General features: G+C 53.5%; 14 protein-coding genes. 8 read left to right on the top strand and 6 right to left on the bottom strand.

Annotation, left to right across the window (positions count from 1 at the left end):
• The first annotated feature begins 25 nt into the window (after positions 1-25).
• The 4 genes from prpB (at position 26) to prpE (ending at position 5,556) form a co-directional block, all read left to right on the top strand.
• Positions 26-907, top strand: a complete 882-nt coding sequence (prpB, locus tag HVZ39_RS19500) for a methylisocitrate lyase (RefSeq protein WP_016155797.1) — start codon at positions 26-28, stop codon at positions 905-907.
• Between the two features lie 64 nt (positions 908-971).
• The gene (prpC, locus tag HVZ39_RS19495; protein WP_016151947.1) at positions 972-2,141 is read left to right on the top strand and encodes a 2-methylcitrate synthase; all 1,170 of its coding nucleotides are present in this window, start codon (positions 972-974) and stop codon (positions 2,139-2,141) included.
• A gap of 37 nt (positions 2,142-2,178) precedes the next feature.
• Positions 2,179-3,630: a bifunctional 2-methylcitrate dehydratase/aconitate hydratase gene (locus HVZ39_RS19490; protein WP_181632858.1), complete on the top strand. Its 1,452-nt coding sequence runs from the start codon at positions 2,179-2,181 to the stop codon at positions 3,628-3,630.
• Between the two features lie 39 nt (positions 3,631-3,669).
• Positions 3,670-5,556: a propionate--CoA ligase gene (gene prpE / locus HVZ39_RS19485; RefSeq protein WP_016151949.1), complete on the top strand. Its 1,887-nt coding sequence runs from the start codon at positions 3,670-3,672 to the stop codon at positions 5,554-5,556.
• A 44-nt stretch (positions 5,557-5,600) separates the two neighbouring features.
• Here the strand turns inward: prpE and HVZ39_RS19480 are convergent, their stop codons facing one another.
• The 4 genes from HVZ39_RS19480 to HVZ39_RS19465 form a co-directional block, all read right to left on the bottom strand.
• Entirely contained in the window at positions 5,601-5,873 is a 273-nt protein-coding gene (locus HVZ39_RS19480; RefSeq protein WP_016151950.1) for a YceK/YidQ family lipoprotein, read from the bottom strand.
• Between the two features lie 155 nt (positions 5,874-6,028).
• Positions 6,029-7,282 carry an MFS transporter gene (locus HVZ39_RS19475; RefSeq protein WP_046275623.1) on the bottom strand — a complete coding sequence of 418 codons (1,254 nt, stop codon included), beginning with the start codon at positions 7,280-7,282 and terminating at the stop codon, positions 6,029-6,031.
• 52 nt (positions 7,283-7,334) lie between these two features.
• Positions 7,335-10,418: a beta-galactosidase gene (locus HVZ39_RS19470; RefSeq protein ID WP_181632857.1), complete on the bottom strand. Its 3,084-nt coding sequence runs from the start codon at positions 10,416-10,418 to the stop codon at positions 7,335-7,337.
• Positions 10,419-10,539: 121 nt separating this feature from the next.
• A complete protein-coding gene (locus HVZ39_RS19465; RefSeq protein WP_016155802.1) occupies positions 10,540-11,622 on the bottom strand; it encodes a LacI family DNA-binding transcriptional regulator in 1,083 nt (360 codons plus the stop codon).
• Between the two features lie 164 nt (positions 11,623-11,786).
• Here HVZ39_RS19465 and HVZ39_RS19460 point away from each other — a divergent pair, with 164 nt between their 5' ends.
• Entirely contained in the window at positions 11,787-12,395 is a 609-nt protein-coding gene (locus HVZ39_RS19460; protein ID WP_181632856.1) for a class I SAM-dependent methyltransferase, read from the top strand.
• Here HVZ39_RS19460 and HVZ39_RS26785 read toward each other — a convergent pair.
• Positions 12,392-12,517, bottom strand: coding sequence for a hypothetical protein (locus tag HVZ39_RS26785; protein WP_256434452.1), 126 nt, complete (start codon positions 12,515-12,517; stop codon positions 12,392-12,394). The genes HVZ39_RS19460 and HVZ39_RS26785 overlap by 4 nt on opposite strands.
• Positions 12,518-12,827: 310 nt before the next feature.
• Here HVZ39_RS26785 and HVZ39_RS19455 point away from each other — a divergent pair, with 310 nt between their 5' ends.
• From HVZ39_RS19455 to HVZ39_RS19445, 3 genes are all read left to right on the top strand, one after another.
• A complete protein-coding gene (locus HVZ39_RS19455) occupies positions 12,828-13,073 on the top strand; it encodes a DUF2543 family protein (protein WP_019076120.1) in 246 nt (81 codons plus the stop codon).
• Between the two features lie 86 nt (positions 13,074-13,159).
• Positions 13,160-13,636: a cold shock domain-containing protein gene (locus tag HVZ39_RS19450; protein WP_016151966.1), complete on the top strand. Its 477-nt coding sequence runs from the start codon at positions 13,160-13,162 to the stop codon at positions 13,634-13,636.
• A gap of 295 nt (positions 13,637-13,931) precedes the next feature.
• Complete coding sequence (locus tag HVZ39_RS19445; RefSeq protein WP_202633421.1) at positions 13,932-14,306, top strand: hypothetical protein; 375 nt, start codon at positions 13,932-13,934, stop codon at positions 14,304-14,306.
• 146 nt (positions 14,307-14,452) lie between these two features.
• Here HVZ39_RS19445 and HVZ39_RS19440 read toward each other — a convergent pair whose 3' ends face one another.
• Positions 14,453-14,974 (bottom strand): hypothetical protein, encoded by a 522-nt coding sequence (locus HVZ39_RS19440; RefSeq protein ID WP_181632855.1) that lies wholly within the window; start codon positions 14,972-14,974, stop codon positions 14,453-14,455.
• Positions 14,975-14,980 lie beyond the last annotated feature (6 nt).

Below are 14,980 nucleotides of genomic sequence, written 5' to 3'. Positions count from 1 at the left end.
ACAAGTTGATAACAAAGGACGGGATATGTCTCTACACTCCCCAGGGCAGGCGTTTCGCGCCGCGCTCAGCAAAGAAAACCCATTACAAATCGTTGGCACCATCAACGCCAACCACGCTCTGCTGGCCCAACGCGCCGGATATCAGGCGATTTATCTCTCCGGCGGCGGCGTCGCGGCTGGGTCTCTGGGTCTGCCGGATCTCGGTATTTCTACCCTTGATGATGTGCTAACCGATATTCGCCGCATTACTGATGTTTGCCCGCTGCCATTGCTGGTGGATGCGGATATCGGTTTTGGATCGTCAGCTTTCAACGTGGCGCGGACCGTGAAGTCGATTTCCAAAGCCGGTGCCGCCGCGCTGCATATTGAAGATCAGATCGGCGCCAAACGCTGCGGTCATCGCCCGAACAAGGCGATCGTCTCGAAAGAAGAGATGGTTGACAGGATCCGCGCCGCCGTGGATGCGCGTACCGATCCCAACTTTGTGATCATGGCGCGAACCGATGCCTTGGCGGTGGAAGGGTTAGAGGCCGCCATCGAACGTGCCCAGGCGTACGTCGAAGCAGGCGCGGATATGTTGTTCCCGGAAGCCATTACCGAGCTTGCCATGTACCGTCAGTTTGCCGATGCGGTACAGGTGCCGATCCTCGCCAACATTACCGAATTTGGCGCTACGCCACTGTTCACCACTGATGAACTGCGCAGCGCGAACGTCGCGATGGCGCTGTATCCACTCTCGGCCTTCCGCGCCATGAACCGCGCTGCGGAAAAGGTTTACAACGTGCTGCGCCAGGAAGGAACGCAAAAGAGCGTTATCGACATTATGCAGACGCGCAACGAGCTGTACGAAAGCATCAATTACTACCAGTTCGAAGAGAAACTCGACGCGTTGTATACCAAGAAGTAACCGTCGTAGCCGCCATCCGGCAATAAATTTGTACCCTACATATTATAAAAATGACGAGGACAACATGAGCGACACAACGATCCTGCAAAATAGTACCCATGTCATTAAACCTAAAAAATCGGTTGCGCTATCAGGCGTCGCCGCCGGAAATACCGCGCTGTGTACCGTAGGCAAAAGCGGTAACGACCTGCACTATCGCGGCTACGATATTCTCGACCTGGCGCAGCAGTGCGAATTTGAAGAAGTCGCGCACCTGCTGATCCACGGGAAATTGCCCACCCGTGATGAGCTCACCGCCTATAAAAGCAAATTAAAAGCGCTGCGCGGGCTGCCCGCAAACGTGCGTACCGTCCTGGAAGCGCTGCCTGCTGCCTCGCACCCGATGGACGTGATGCGCACCGGCGTCTCCGCGCTGGGCTGTACGTTGCCGGAAAAAGAAGGGCACACCGTCTCCGGTGCACGCGATATTGCCGACAAGCTGCTGGCATCGCTCAGTTCTATTCTCCTGTACTGGTATCACTACAGCCATAACGGCGAGCGTATTCAGCCTGAAACTGACGATGATTCCATTGGCGGCCACTTCCTGCATCTGCTGCATGGCGAAAAGCCGTCGCGAAGCTGGGAAAAAGCGATGCATATTTCGCTGGTGCTGTACGCCGAACACGAATTCAACGCCTCCACCTTCACCAGCCGCGTGATTGCAGGGACCGGATCCGATATGTATTCCGCGATTATCGGCGCGATTGGCGCATTGCGTGGTCCGAAACACGGCGGGGCGAATGAAGTATCGCTGGAGATCCAACAGCGCTACGAAACGCCAGACGAAGCGGAAGCGGATATCCGTAAACGCGTTGAAAACAAAGAAGTGGTGATTGGCTTTGGTCATCCGGTTTACACCATCGCCGACCCCCGTCATCAGGTGATAAAGCGCGTGGCGAAACAGCTTTCTCAGGAAGGCGGTTCGCTGAAAATGTACAACATCGCCGACCGTCTGGAAGACGTGATGTGGGAAACGAAAAAGATGTTCCCCAACCTCGACTGGTTCTCGGCAGTCTCCTACAACATGATGGGCGTCCCGACTGAAATGTTCACACCGCTGTTTGTCATCGCCCGCGTCACCGGCTGGGCGGCGCACATCATTGAACAGCGCCAGGACAACAAAATTATCCGTCCTTCCGCCAATTACACCGGCCCGGAAGATCGTGTCTTTGTCGCGATAGATCAGCGTTGCTAATGCAAAACCTCTAAATATAAAAACAGGAACCCTTGTTATGTCTGCACATATTTCGAACGTCCGCCCGGAATTTGACCGTGAAATCGTTGATATTGTTGATTACGTCATGAATTACGAGATCACTTCGACGGTAGCGTATGACACCGCGCATTTTTGCCTGCTTGATACCTTAGGCTGCGGCCTGGAAGCGCTGGAATATCCGGCCTGTAAAAAACTGCTGGGGCCGGTAGTCCCAGGGACTGTGGTGCCGAACGGCGTGCGCGTTCCGGGCACCCAGTTCCAGCTCGATCCGGTGCAGGCGGCGTTTAACATCGGCGCGATGATCCGCTGGCTGGACTTTAACGATACCTGGCTGGCCGCGGAATGGGGGCATCCTTCCGATAACCTCGGCGGCATTCTGGCTACGGCTGACTGGCTGTCACGCAATGCGGTAGCGGTGGGGAAAGCGCCGTTAACCATGAAAAAAGTGCTCACCGGAATGATTAAAGCCCATGAAATTCAGGGCTGTATCGCGCTGGAAAACTCTTTTAACCGCGTCGGTCTCGATCACGTCCTGCTGGTCAAAGTGGCCTCCACGGCGGTGGTCGCCGAGATGCTTGGCCTGAACCGGGATGAAATTCTCAACGCCGTATCGCTGGCGTGGGTTGACGGGCAGTCGCTGCGTACCTATCGCCATGCGCCAAATACCGGCACGCGTAAATCCTGGGCAGCTGGCGATGCAACTTCGCGCGCGGTACGTCTGGCACTGATGGCGAAAACCGGTGAGATGGGGTATCCGTCTGCGCTGACGGCGAAAACCTGGGGCTTTTATGACGTCTCTTTCAAAGGCGAATCGTTCCGCTTCCAGCGCCCGTACGGCTCTTATGTGATGGAAAACGTGCTGTTTAAAATCTCCTTCCCGGCCGAGTTCCACTCGCAGACTGCGGTAGAGGCGGCGATGACGCTGTACGAGCAGCTACAGGCTGCAGGGAAAACGGCGGCGGATATCGAAAAAGTGACCATTCGTACGCACGAAGCCTGTATCCGCATCATCGATAAAAAAGGCCCGCTGAATAACCCGGCGGATCGCGATCACTGCATCCAGTATATGGTCGCCATTCCGCTGCTGTTCGGGCGCTTAACCGCGGCAGATTATGAAGACGGCGTGGCGCAGGACAAACGCATTGATGCCCTGCGCGAGAAGATCAACTGCTTTGAAGATCCGGCCTTTACAGCCGATTACCACGATCCTGAAAAACGCGCCATCGCGAATGCCATCACCCTGGAATTCACCGACGGCTCACGTTTTGAAGAAGTGGTGGTGGAGTACCCAATCGGCCACGCGCGCCGTCGTAACGACGGGATGCCGAAGCTGGTCGAGAAGTTCAAAATCAACCTGGCGCGTCAGTTCCCGACCCGTCAGCAGCAGCGCATTCTGGATGTCTCCCTGGACAGAACTCGCCTGGAGCAGATGCCGGTCAATGAGTATATGGATTTGTTTGTTATCTGAAACCCGACTCATCAGGCGTAAGTTCAACAGGAGAGCATTATGTCTTATAGCGAGTTTTATCAACGTTCTATTACGCAGCCGGAGTCGTTCTGGGCCGAGCAGGCCCAGCGTATTGACTGGCAGCAGCCGTATACGCAGATACTGGACCATAGCAATCCGCCGTTTGCCCGCTGGTTTTGCGGCGGGACGACCAATCTGTGCCATAACGCCATCGACCGCTGGCTGGAGAAACAGCCCGAGGCGCTGGCGCTGATTGCTGTGTCATCAGAAACCGAAGAAGAACGCACGTTTACCTTTCGTCAGCTGTATGACGAAGTGAATGTTGTGGCAGCGATGCTGTTGTCGCTCGGCGTACAGCGCGGGGATCGGGTACTGGTTTATATGCCGATGATCGCCGAAGCGCACATTACGCTGCTGGCCTGCGCACGCATTGGGGCGATCCATTCGGTGGTGTTCGGTGGTTTTGCTTCGCACAGCGTGGCGGCGCGCATCGACGACGCCCGACCAGTGGTTATCGTTTCGGCGGATGCCGGGGCGCGCGGCGGCAAGATCCTGCCCTATAAAAAGCTACTCGATGATGCGATCGATCAGGCTCAGCATCAGCCGCGTCATGTGGTGCTGGTCGACCGCGGTCTGGCGAAAATGGCGCGGGTGGAGGGGCGTGACCTCGACTTTGCCGCGCTACGCCAACAGCATCTCGGCGCACGGGTGCCGGTTGTCTGGCTGGAGTCGAACGAAACGTCCTGCATTCTCTACACCTCCGGGACAACCGGTAAACCGAAAGGCGTCCAGCGCGATGTTGGTGGCTATGCGGTCGCGCTGGCGACCTCGATGGACACCATTTTCGGCGGCAAAGCGGGCGGCGTCTTCTTCTGCGCGTCGGATATCGGCTGGGTGGTTGGGCATTCCTATATCGTGTATGCCCCGCTGCTGGCGGGGATGGCGACGGTGGTTTACGAAGGGCTGCCAACGTATCCGGACTGCGGCGTATGGTGGAAAATTGTTGAGAAGTATCAGGTCAGCCGGATGTTCTCGGCCCCGACCGCCATCCGCGTGCTGAAAAAATTCCCGACCGCGCAAATCCGCAATCACGATCTCTCCTCGCTGGAGGTGCTGTATCTGGCGGGTGAGCCGCTGGATGAACCGACCGCCAGTTGGGTAACGGAAACGCTGGGCGTCCCGGTTATCGACAACTACTGGCAGACTGAATCCGGCTGGCCGATTATGGCTATCGCCCGCGGGCTGGACGACCGACCGTCGCGGCTGGGCAGTCCTGGCGTGCCGATGTACGGCTATAACGTGCAGTTGCTCAATGAGGTGACCGGTGAACCTTGTGCGGCGAACGAGAAGGGGATGCTGGTGATTGAAGGGCCGCTGCCGCCGGGCTGTATTCAGACTATCTGGGGGGATGACGCGCGGTTTGTGAATACCTACTGGTCGCTGTTTTCCCGCCAGGTGTACGCCACCTTTGACTGGGGCATTCGCGATGCCGATGGCTATTACTTCATTCTGGGCCGTACGGATGACGTGATCAACGTGGCCGGACACCGGCTGGGGACGCGCGAGATAGAGGAGAGTATTTCCAGCTATCCAAACGTCGCCGAGGTGGCGGTAGTTGGCGTGAAGGATGCGCTGAAAGGGCAGGTGGCGGTCGCGTTTGTTATTCCAAAACAGAGCGACAGTCTGGAAGACAGCGACATTGCCCATTCGGAAGAGAAGGCGATTATGGCGCTGGTGGATAGTCAAATTGGTAATTTTGGTCGTCCGGCGCACGTCTGGTTTGTGTCGCAACTGCCGAAAACACGCTCCGGCAAAATGCTCAGACGGACGATTCAGGCGATCTGCGAAGGCCGCGATCCTGGCGATCTGACGACCATTGACGATCCCGCATCGTTGCAGCAAATCCGTCAGGCGATCGAGGAGTAACGTCGTGTGATGCCCGGTGGCGCAATGCTTACCGGGCCTACGTGTTAATCAACTTTCTTATACGGCCCGTGATAGTAATCAAACGGCGCATAAACCGTATCGGCCACGAACGATAACGGCACATCAACAAATAACAGCGCTAAATCGAAATAGTTATAATCGTAAGCGCCCGGGTTTTTTAGTTTATCAATATCATGGCGCATTCCCACGTAATACGTATCTGAATCCTCGCCTGCCGTGCGCGCATCAATGCTGCCACATCCTGTAAGTAATACGCTGATAAAGAGCGTTGTTACCGCAACCGTCTTTTTGCTCATGCTATGACCTGGCTTCTCGCCCCGTTTTACCATAACGATAAAAAAGCGGCGTGTTGTCCTCGGAACTTAAACCACCAGGTCAGGACTCATCGTGTGAGGATGGCACATCGAAGGCCGGATAAACCACGTGAGTGGTGTATCCGGCAAAGAGGCTTTTACAGCGTGACGCTTTCGCGACGACGCAGCAGAGAAAACGGCCCCGGTCCACTTAGGGTAAATACGGAAATCAACGTGAAGCTCAGCGCAATTATCCCAAGCACCAGATACGCCCCCTGGAAACCAATGCTCTCATACATTTTTCCGGCCAGAACTGACATGAAAATCATTGCTAACTGTTTGAAGAAACAGAAGCACACCAGGTAAATTGTGGCCGAGAAGCGCACTTCAAACTGACTGGTGATGTATTTGAAGCAACCGACGATCAGGAACGGTATTTCAAACATATGCAGCGTTTTGAGAATGACGACCTCCAGCGCAGAGGTGGCGAAGGAGGAGCCGATGATCCGCACCGACATTATCGTACCGGCCAGCAGTAGGGCGTTCTTTCCGCCAATGCGGTTCACAATCAGCGGCGCAAAGAACATGATAGAGGCATTAAGTAATTCTCCCATGGTCGTGACGTAGCCAAACACACGGGTACCCTGTTCGCCGGTGGCAAAGAACGAGGTAAAGAAGTTGGCGAACTGCTGGTCAAACACATCATACGTACAGGAAACGCCGACCACGTACAGGGAGAGGAACCAGAGTTTCGGTTGTTTAAATAACTCCAGCGCCAGCTTCAGACTGAATGCTGAGTTGTTGGCGCCTACCGCATCCGCAACTTTTGCAGAAGAGGGGACATCTGTTTTTGAAAAGAGCAGCAGCAATGCCAGAATGACCGCACAGCCTGAACCTAACCAGAAGACAAACTGGTTATTGATGGTGAACATAATCCCGGCAATCGAGGCGCACAGCGCCCAGCCTACGCAGCCAAACATGCGCGCGCGACCAAATTCAAAATTGCTTCGGCGGCTGGCTTTTTCAATATAGGCTTCAATCGCCGGGGCGCCGGCATTGTAGATAAAGCCAAGGTAAATCCCGCCGACAATCGAACCCAGTAAAATATTAACCTGTAATAACGGGCCAAAGACGTAAATAAAGAATGGGGCAAACATTACCAGCATTCCGGTAATTACCCACAGCAGGTGTTTACGCAGGCCAAGCTTATCGGAAAGCAGTCCGAAAACAGGCTGGAATAATAACGAAAATAGTGAAATACAGGCGAAAATGATCCCGGTGTCACCTTTACTAATATGGTTTACATCGTGTAACCAGATAGGGAAGAAGGGGAAATAGGCACCCATAATGAAAAAGTAAAAGAAAAAGAAGAAGCCGAACATCCAAAAGTTAGTGTTTTTCAAATAATACATAATGGACTTCCTTACGATGAATGCGGGCAGGGGGGAACCTGCCCGATTATTATTATTTTTGACCCCAGACCAGCTGGTAGTGGTAGCGTCCGGCACTCAGCAGGAACTCTGGTGAAACGGAAGGACTCCAGGAGTCGTCACCGCCCACGCCCATATGGAAGCCATCAATATTGACCCAGGTACCTGCCTCCGGTTGCAGCAGATGGCGGTGGCTGGTTTCCATCAGTTGCTTCTGGCTAAAGCGGCTGATGTTGAACAGGAAGTCCCCTCGCCATTGATGCGCGCCGTAGCGTAGCTCACGCGTGTTGCAGCGCAGACCGTTTTCGCCAGGGAAAACATACGGGGTGTACATCTCATCAAGCGACAAATCCCAACGATCAAAACAGGCGGCGCTCAGGCGGTCCGGGTAGTTCTCATGTGGGCCGAGACCTAACCAGTTCACGCGCTCAGCGACCTGCGCCAACTGGCAGCTCAGGCCGATGCGGGCCGGATGTGGCGTGCCGCTGGCGACGTCGACATCCACCGTTATCTGCATTTCACCATTGCCGTTAATGCGATAGCTTTTTCGGCTGACGAACAGCGTTTCGCCCTGATACTGCCACGCATGTTCGGTGGCGATCAGTACCGCATGGCTTAGCGTGTCGGCAGCACAGTGCAGTAACGTTGCTTCGACCAGATAATGACCGGCGGCTTTCCAGCGTTCGACCCAGGCGTTAGGGTCGATGCGGGTTGACTCGCTCACGCCGATGTCGTTGTCCAGCGGCGCGCGGGTGAACTGGTCAGTAAGCGGGGTTAACAGCTGAGCTGCGTCGCCAATCCAGTACTGTGTCAGCAGGCCAGACTGACGGTCGAATTGCCAGCGCTTGTCGTTTACCTCAACAGTAAAGGTGTTTTCGCTCACGTTCAGCAGTGGTGCGGTACGGGCAATTGGCCGTGGCGCCAGGCTGAGTTTCTCTTCCAGCTTCCATTGCTGCCAGGCGCTAATGTGCCCGGCATCTGACCATGCGGTGGCCTGAGGTTGCTCTACGCGTACCGTTAGCCATAGCTGGCCGGCGGTTTCCGGCAGCGGGACATCTGGCAGGGTAATCACCTGGCGACTCTGTGGGGCGATATCCAGCACGATTTCTCCGGCGGCCAGCGGGTTGCCATCCTGGGCAATCGACCAGTGCAGAACTTCGTTATCGCTGTGGCGGAACAGATATTCGCTGGTTACTTCAATCTGCCGTTTGGGTCCCGGCAGCAGCGTAAACTGGAAAAACTGCTGCACATGTTTGGCCTCGTATAATGCCGGATGCGGGGTGCGATCGGCGAACACCAGGCCGTTCATGCAAAACTGACGATCGTTAGGCGTGTCGCCAAAATCACCACCGTAGGCAGACCATGCCTTGCCGTTCTCATCATATTTAATCAGCGACTGATCTACCCAGTCCCAGACAAACCCGCCCTGTAGGCGCGGAAATTGACGGAACGCTTGCCAGTATTTGGCGAAGCCGCCAAAACTGTTGCCCATGGCGTGGGCGTATTCGCAGAGGATCAGCGGACGCTGCTCGCCGGGCATCGACAGCCACTTTTTAATCGACCATTTGGGTACCGCGGGGAAGGGCTGATCCTGATCGACGCGGGCGTACATCGGGCAAATAATGTCGGTCGCCGTGGTATTTGCGCCGCCGCCTTCATACTGTACCGGGCGGGACGGATCTTCTGATTTTATCCAGCGGTAGAGCGCGTCATGGTTGGCGCCATGCCCGGATTCATTGCCCAGTGACCAGATGATGATGCTCGGGTGGTTGCGATCGCGTTGCACCATGCGCGTGACGCGCTGGCTCATGGCTGGCAGCCACGCGGGATCGTCGGTGAGGCGATTCATCGGCACCATGCCATGGGTTTCAATGTTGGCTTCGTCGACCACATACAGGCCGTAGCGATCGCACAGGGTGTACCACAATGGATGGTTCGGGTAATGGGAGCAGCGCACGGCGTTAAAGTTATTCTGCTTCATCAGCAGAATATCCTGCACCATCGTCGCCTCGTCCATCACCTGACCGTTGACCGGATGGTGCTCATGACGGTTGGTGCCGCGAATCAACAGCGGCTTACCGTTGAGTAACAGCAGGCCGTTTTCAATACGAACCTGACGAAAGCCGACATCACAGGCTTCCGCTTCAATCAGCACTCCGTCAGCGGTACGTAACTGGACCACAGCGCGGTACAGATTAGGCGTTTCGGCACTCCACAGCGCCGGGTTTTCGACGTTCAGACGCAGGGTAACCCGATCATGATAAGCGCCGCGTTCATCAATAATTTCGCTGCCGAGCGGGGAAGTCGTTTCGTGAGTGAGCGTTTCACCGTCCCACAATTGCAGGGTGACGCGTAAATCTTCGCTCTCGTTGTCCGCCACTCTGACTTCTGTTTCCAGCGTGGCGCGGCTGAAATCGTCGTTAAAACGGGTGTTAATGCGCAGGTCGCGGATTTGCGTAGTGGGCTTATGCAGCAAAGATACATCGCGAAAGATCCCGCTCATGCGCCACATGTCCTGGTCTTCCAGATAACTGCCGTCGCTCCAGCGCAGCACCATCACAGCCAGGCGGTTTTCGCCTGGCAGCAGATAATCGCTAAGATCGAATTCAGACGGCAGGCGGCTGTCCTGACCGTAGCCAACCCAGCGACCATTGCACCACAAATGAAACGCGGAATTCACCCCGTCAAAAATAATGCGCGTCTGACCTTCATCTAACCACGCGTCTTCGATATTAAATGTGAGCGAGTAACATCCTGTCGGATTCTGCGCTGGAACGTACGGGGGGTTAACCGGGATCGGGTAGGTGACGTTGGTATAAATTGGCGCGTCGTAACCGTCCATCTGCCAGTTAGAGGGGACGTTGATAGTATCAGCCTGTGGCAGATCGCTCGTCAGCCAGCTTTCCGGCACGGCCTCAGGCGCGGAAAACCAGGCGAACTGCCACTTGCCATTTAGCGAGCGTAACTGAGTTGATCGCTGATTGATGCGCGCATCATCCGCTGAGCGCCAGCTACAAAACGGCGGGTGCGCCTCCAGGCGGTTGAGCTGCGTGACGCCGGGATTTTCCCAGTCACGGCGGGCCAGTACAGCGGAGAGTGAATCTGTGTTCAGGTTCATAACGGTATCCTGTTTGAATTTGTTATTCGCTCACAATTTCAATCAAAATACGAATAAGCGATCCCAACTGTAAAGGATGGGGCGCTCAATGAGTGAACTGACTCACACAATTGTTATGCGTTCACAATTTAGGTGTGAGCTGCGAAACTTGCCGCGCTAGCTGGATCAGTGAGTCGGCCAGCACCTGGGGTGAGGGGGTTTGCGTATCGGGAGGCAGAACCGTATTGCGCTTAACCAGGGTTACGGGCAGCAGTTGGTTGCCCACGCTTGAGGTCCCGCGGGGAAGTTGCAGCAGTCTGTCGACGCTGGTTTCACCCAGTAACGGAAAATCCTGCCTGATGGTGGTCAGTGGTGGGATGTAGCAGGCGCTGTCTTCGGTGTCATCGTAGCCGATCACCGAGATATCAACCGCCACCCGCAGACCGAACTCACTGATTGCCCGCATCGCGCCCAGCGCCATTTGATCGTTAGCGACCAGCATGGCGGTGGGGAGATTACCACCATTAAGCATATGCAGCGTTTGCTGAAAACCTGACATCGCGCTCCAGTCGCCTTCCAGCTCCGCGGTGGGTTGCAGCTGGTAGTGTGCCAGATATTTATGCCACCCCGCATGGCGAAGCCTTGCCGAAACCGAAGTGTGTGGCCCGCTCAGCAGGGCGATACGCTGATGCCCATGCTGCACCAGATGTTCAACGCCGAGACGTGCGCCGTCGTCATGGGAGAAAATCACGCTGTTAATTGGCGTCTGATCTGAGACATCGAGAAACAGCACCGGCACCGTACCGCAGGCGGCAGCCACGGCAATGGCGTCTTCTTCATCCAGCGGGTAGTTGATGATAAGCCCGGTTACGCGTTGAGAAAGCAGGTTGTGGACTGCGGCTTTACATGCCTCAACGCCGCTACGTTCGACCATGGCGATCACCACGCTGGCCCCGGACTGGTCGGCGCGGGATTTTATGGCGGCAACGATTTGCGAGGGGGCGTGCAGGGCAAGGTTCGCCGTCACGACGCCAATCAGCGGCGTCTGTTTGCCCGCCAGCTGCTGTGCGACACGGTTGGGGATGTAATTGAGCTCCGCCATCGCGGCCTCAACTTTCTGTCGGGTTTTTGCGGAAACGTGGCTGGCCTGATTCACGACGCGCGAGACGGTCTGGTAAGAGACTCCTGCATGGTCTGCCACATCGTATAGCGTTACCGGTTTCACGTTTATCACCCCTGTCATGACGTTATCTGCGCGCTATGATGCCACAGCGGGACGGTTTTGGGGTATTTGCGCATTGGTTCTGCGAGGCGCATTCCAGGGTTGCAGATCGTGTGCTGGAGGATTTATCGTCGTGATGCTTAACAACATAAAAAAGTGAGGACATCGTGAGCGACTCTGCGGCAAACAACATTCTGTCCATCTACCAACGTCATGCGGAGGCCTTTGCCAGCCAGCGTTCACGCGCACTGTTCGAGAAAAGCTGGCTGGATAAGTTCATCACCGTGATGGGCGGACAGGGCAGCATTGTGGATATTGGCTGCGGCAACGGTCAGCCGATTGCTGGTTATTTTATTCAGCAAGGCTTTCCGCTTACGGGAATTGATGGTTCTGCGGCGATGCTGGCGCGGGCCCGGCACTCTTTTCCCGCACAGCGCTGGCTGGAGCAGGATATGCGCGAGCTGGGACTTAACGAGACTTTCGATGGTCTGATCGCCTGGGACAGCTTTTTCCATTTAACTCAGCAGGATCAGCAAAAGATGTTCCCGATTTTTGACCGACTCAGCCGTCCCGGCAGCGCGCTGATGTTTACCAGCGGGACGGAAAACGGTATCGCGATGGGGCAATTTGAGGGCGAGTCGCTGTTTCACGCCAGCCTCGCGCCGAATGAATACCGCGCATTGCTGTCAGCGCACGGTTTTGTGGTGGTAGAGATGGTGATGGAAGATCCGCACTGCGCCGGGCATACCATCTGGCTGGCGCAAAAACGTGGCTAATCGCCGCCAAAGGTGATGCGCTGAGTGGCGTTACGGATTTGCGTGATGTTCATGGTGTTTGCTCCACATGTTGGGTCAGTGGTGTCATCGTAGAGTGTTGCCCAGAAGATGAATGTGGACAAATGGGCGACTAGCGATGAGATTGGGCCAATAGCAGATGGCAGAGAACGATAATGTAATTAGAATTAAAGTAATTGAATATTTCCTTTGCGACTCTTTATTTAATTCGCAGCCATTATCTCGTACTGAAAAAAAACGTCATTTAAATAAGAGTAGATTTATTAAATACGAAGCGGCTCCAGAAAATAGTGTTGATATATGCAACGTATTGCAGCCAATAAAACATATCGCGAACCATGAAATAAGAATGCTATCATTCACACCAGACGCGGCAGGCAACTGCTGGCACACGCATTTACCCCGGAGCACCCGATGAACAACGACATTCCGCTAAAATTTTATGATATCGCCGACGAATACGCGACTGAAGCTGCAAAGCCGGTGAGCGATACAGAACGCGACGCACTGGCACTCTACTTCCAGCAGTTGATCACTCGTTTGATGAACAATGAAGAGATCAGCGAAGAAGCGCAGCAGGAGATGGCAACCGAGGCTGGAGTCGACGCACAGCGTATCGATGATATCGCGGAGTTCCTCAATCGTTGGGGTAACGAGTAGCCAAAGACATGGCCTGTGTTTTACACTGCGCGCAAATTGAGTAGGTATACTCTACAAGTAATAGGTTTAATCAGGCGGAAACAGCAATGAACGGAACAATCACAACGTGGTTTAAAGATAAAGGCTTTGGATTTATCAAAGATGAAAACGGCGACAACCGCTATTTTCATGTGATTAAGGTTGCTAATCCTGAGCTGATCAAGAAAGACGCGGCGGTGACCTTTGAGCCCACCACTAACAACAAAGGCTTATCTGCCTACGCGGTAAAAGTCATACCCGATAGCAAATACATCTATATCGCCGGTGAGCGTCTGAAGCTCACGGCGATCAAGTCTTACCTGGTCTACAGCGAAGAAGTCCCTGCTGAGACTCGTATCGACAAAGAAAATGCGGTGCTGTCCGTTGGTGTGCTGATGAACAGCATCCGACCGAAATCAGACGTGAAGCCTGGTGAAATGCGCACGCTGAAAAAGCTGGCCATCACCACCTTCCAGGGCACGACGCTGATCTTCTCGGAAGATGAAATCGATATCGACGAGACGGTGAAACTGCTTAAGGTCTGAAGCCCTTCAGAGTGAATGAAAACCGAAATCCTGCTCTTTTTTGAAGCGGGGTTTCGGTTTAGTACTGTGTGAATGGGGTGAATTGAGAATAGCTTTCTTTGACAACTCGAATCCCACTTGCAGCAGTATAAGAATTCTTTTGATTATATTGAATTGTTTTGTAAGTATTCCAGATGATACAGTTATCCCTTCAGTGACAAAGCCGAGGTCTGATGCTTACCTCATTATGAGGACATAAATAACTGTCGGAGTTGGTCACTTCGTAATGAGTTTATATGAATTTTTCGGGCGAAAGATGAAAATATATAAAATAGCGATCATTGTAGCAGGTTTGTTTATTTTGCAGGGTTGTGATAGTCAGGAAACGAAAGTTAAAAAGTTACTAAAGTGTGGTTTGGCAGTTAATGAGGTAGGTAATTCCCTGGCACAAGAAAATTACAAAAAAAACGGTGTCACTGCTATATTTGGACGCTCACCACCACATATTAGCTCTTATGACATGATGAGAATAGGTCAGGATGCCAGAGATGAGTTATGGATGAATGGCCGAAACCGTAGAGGAGAGGCCCAAAAAATAATTGAAGAGTATGAAGAGAGCTACTGTGTTGACATACACCAGGTTCCGGATGATGAAAATATTAAAAAATTAAAATTGATGTTGCGCATATGAAAAGAAGAAGGAGCGACTGTTGACGCTCCTCTTTATTGATATGACTCCGGCTTCATAATTAGGGATAAGAACTCTTGTTCGCTGACCATAGTTCTATTATTGAGAATATCCTGGCCTCTTTACAAGAGACCAGGGTCAGCATCTGGCTACTTAAGCTTGCCTCTCAATCCTTCATAGACATCCAGCGCTTTCTGCACATTTGCCTCATTCATCGATATCTCAGAGAAGTCGATAAACCAGGTACCGGAGCTGTGTTTGTTAATGACAAAGATTTTTTTGCCCTGAACAAAACGATACTCAACGTCGTATTCCTTGTTAAACGTTGAGCCAGCATCTGGGATGGTGAACGTTGTTGTTACACTCGAATTTTGTGGATCCCATTTTAAGAAGTTTGAATAAAGTGCAATCCAGTTATCAAGATTGCTTTTCGTGACATAGCCGAACTGATTAACGACATTCCCGCCGTTATAGATAACTATCATCGCATAATCGCCATCGTCGTCGAGGCGTAAAGTCCCATGGAAAGCATCATTATATTTAGGGGCTTTCGGCAACTGGATATCGATGCCCGTTTTGTACTGCGTCCAAGGGTAGTAAAAGGCTGGTTTGCCTGGTGTGGAGCATCCTGTTAAAAACATAATTAATAGTAATCCAAGTACTTTCTTCATTATCTA

Source organism: Citrobacter sp. RHB35-C21 (genome assembly GCF_013816515.1).
GTDB lineage: Bacteria > Pseudomonadota > Gammaproteobacteria > Enterobacterales > Enterobacteriaceae > Citrobacter > Citrobacter braakii.
This window is presented reverse-complemented; position numbering and strand designations above follow the sequence as displayed.

What these genes read in the sequence shown, in the direction of transcription:
- prpB (WP_016155797.1), top strand. Translation starts at nt 26, where the DNA reads ATGTCTCTACACTCCCCAGGGCAGGCGTTTCGCGCCGCGCTCAGCAAA.
- prpC (WP_016151947.1), top strand. Translation starts at nt 972, where the DNA reads ATGAGCGACACAACGATCCTGCAAAATAGTACCCATGTCATTAAACCT.
- HVZ39_RS19490 (WP_181632858.1), top strand. Translation starts at nt 2,179, where the DNA reads ATGTCTGCACATATTTCGAACGTCCGCCCGGAATTTGACCGTGAAATC.
- prpE (WP_016151949.1), top strand. Translation starts at nt 3,670, where the DNA reads ATGTCTTATAGCGAGTTTTATCAACGTTCTATTACGCAGCCGGAGTCG.
- HVZ39_RS19480 (WP_016151950.1), bottom strand. Translation starts at nt 5,873, where the DNA reads ATGAGCAAAAAGACGGTTGCGGTAACAACGCTCTTTATCAGCGTATTA.
- HVZ39_RS19475 (WP_046275623.1), bottom strand. Translation starts at nt 7,282, where the DNA reads ATGTATTATTTGAAAAACACTAACTTTTGGATGTTCGGCTTCTTCTTT.
- HVZ39_RS19470 (WP_181632857.1), bottom strand. Translation starts at nt 10,418, where the DNA reads ATGAACCTGAACACAGATTCACTCTCCGCTGTACTGGCCCGCCGTGAC.
- HVZ39_RS19455 (WP_019076120.1), top strand. Translation starts at nt 12,828, where the DNA reads ATGAACAACGACATTCCGCTAAAATTTTATGATATCGCCGACGAATAC.
- HVZ39_RS19450 (WP_016151966.1), top strand. Translation starts at nt 13,160, where the DNA reads ATGAACGGAACAATCACAACGTGGTTTAAAGATAAAGGCTTTGGATTT.
- HVZ39_RS19445 (WP_202633421.1), top strand. Translation starts at nt 13,932, where the DNA reads ATGAAAATATATAAAATAGCGATCATTGTAGCAGGTTTGTTTATTTTG.
- HVZ39_RS19440 (WP_181632855.1), bottom strand. Translation starts at nt 14,974, where the DNA reads ATGAAGAAAGTACTTGGATTACTATTAATTATGTTTTTAACAGGATGC.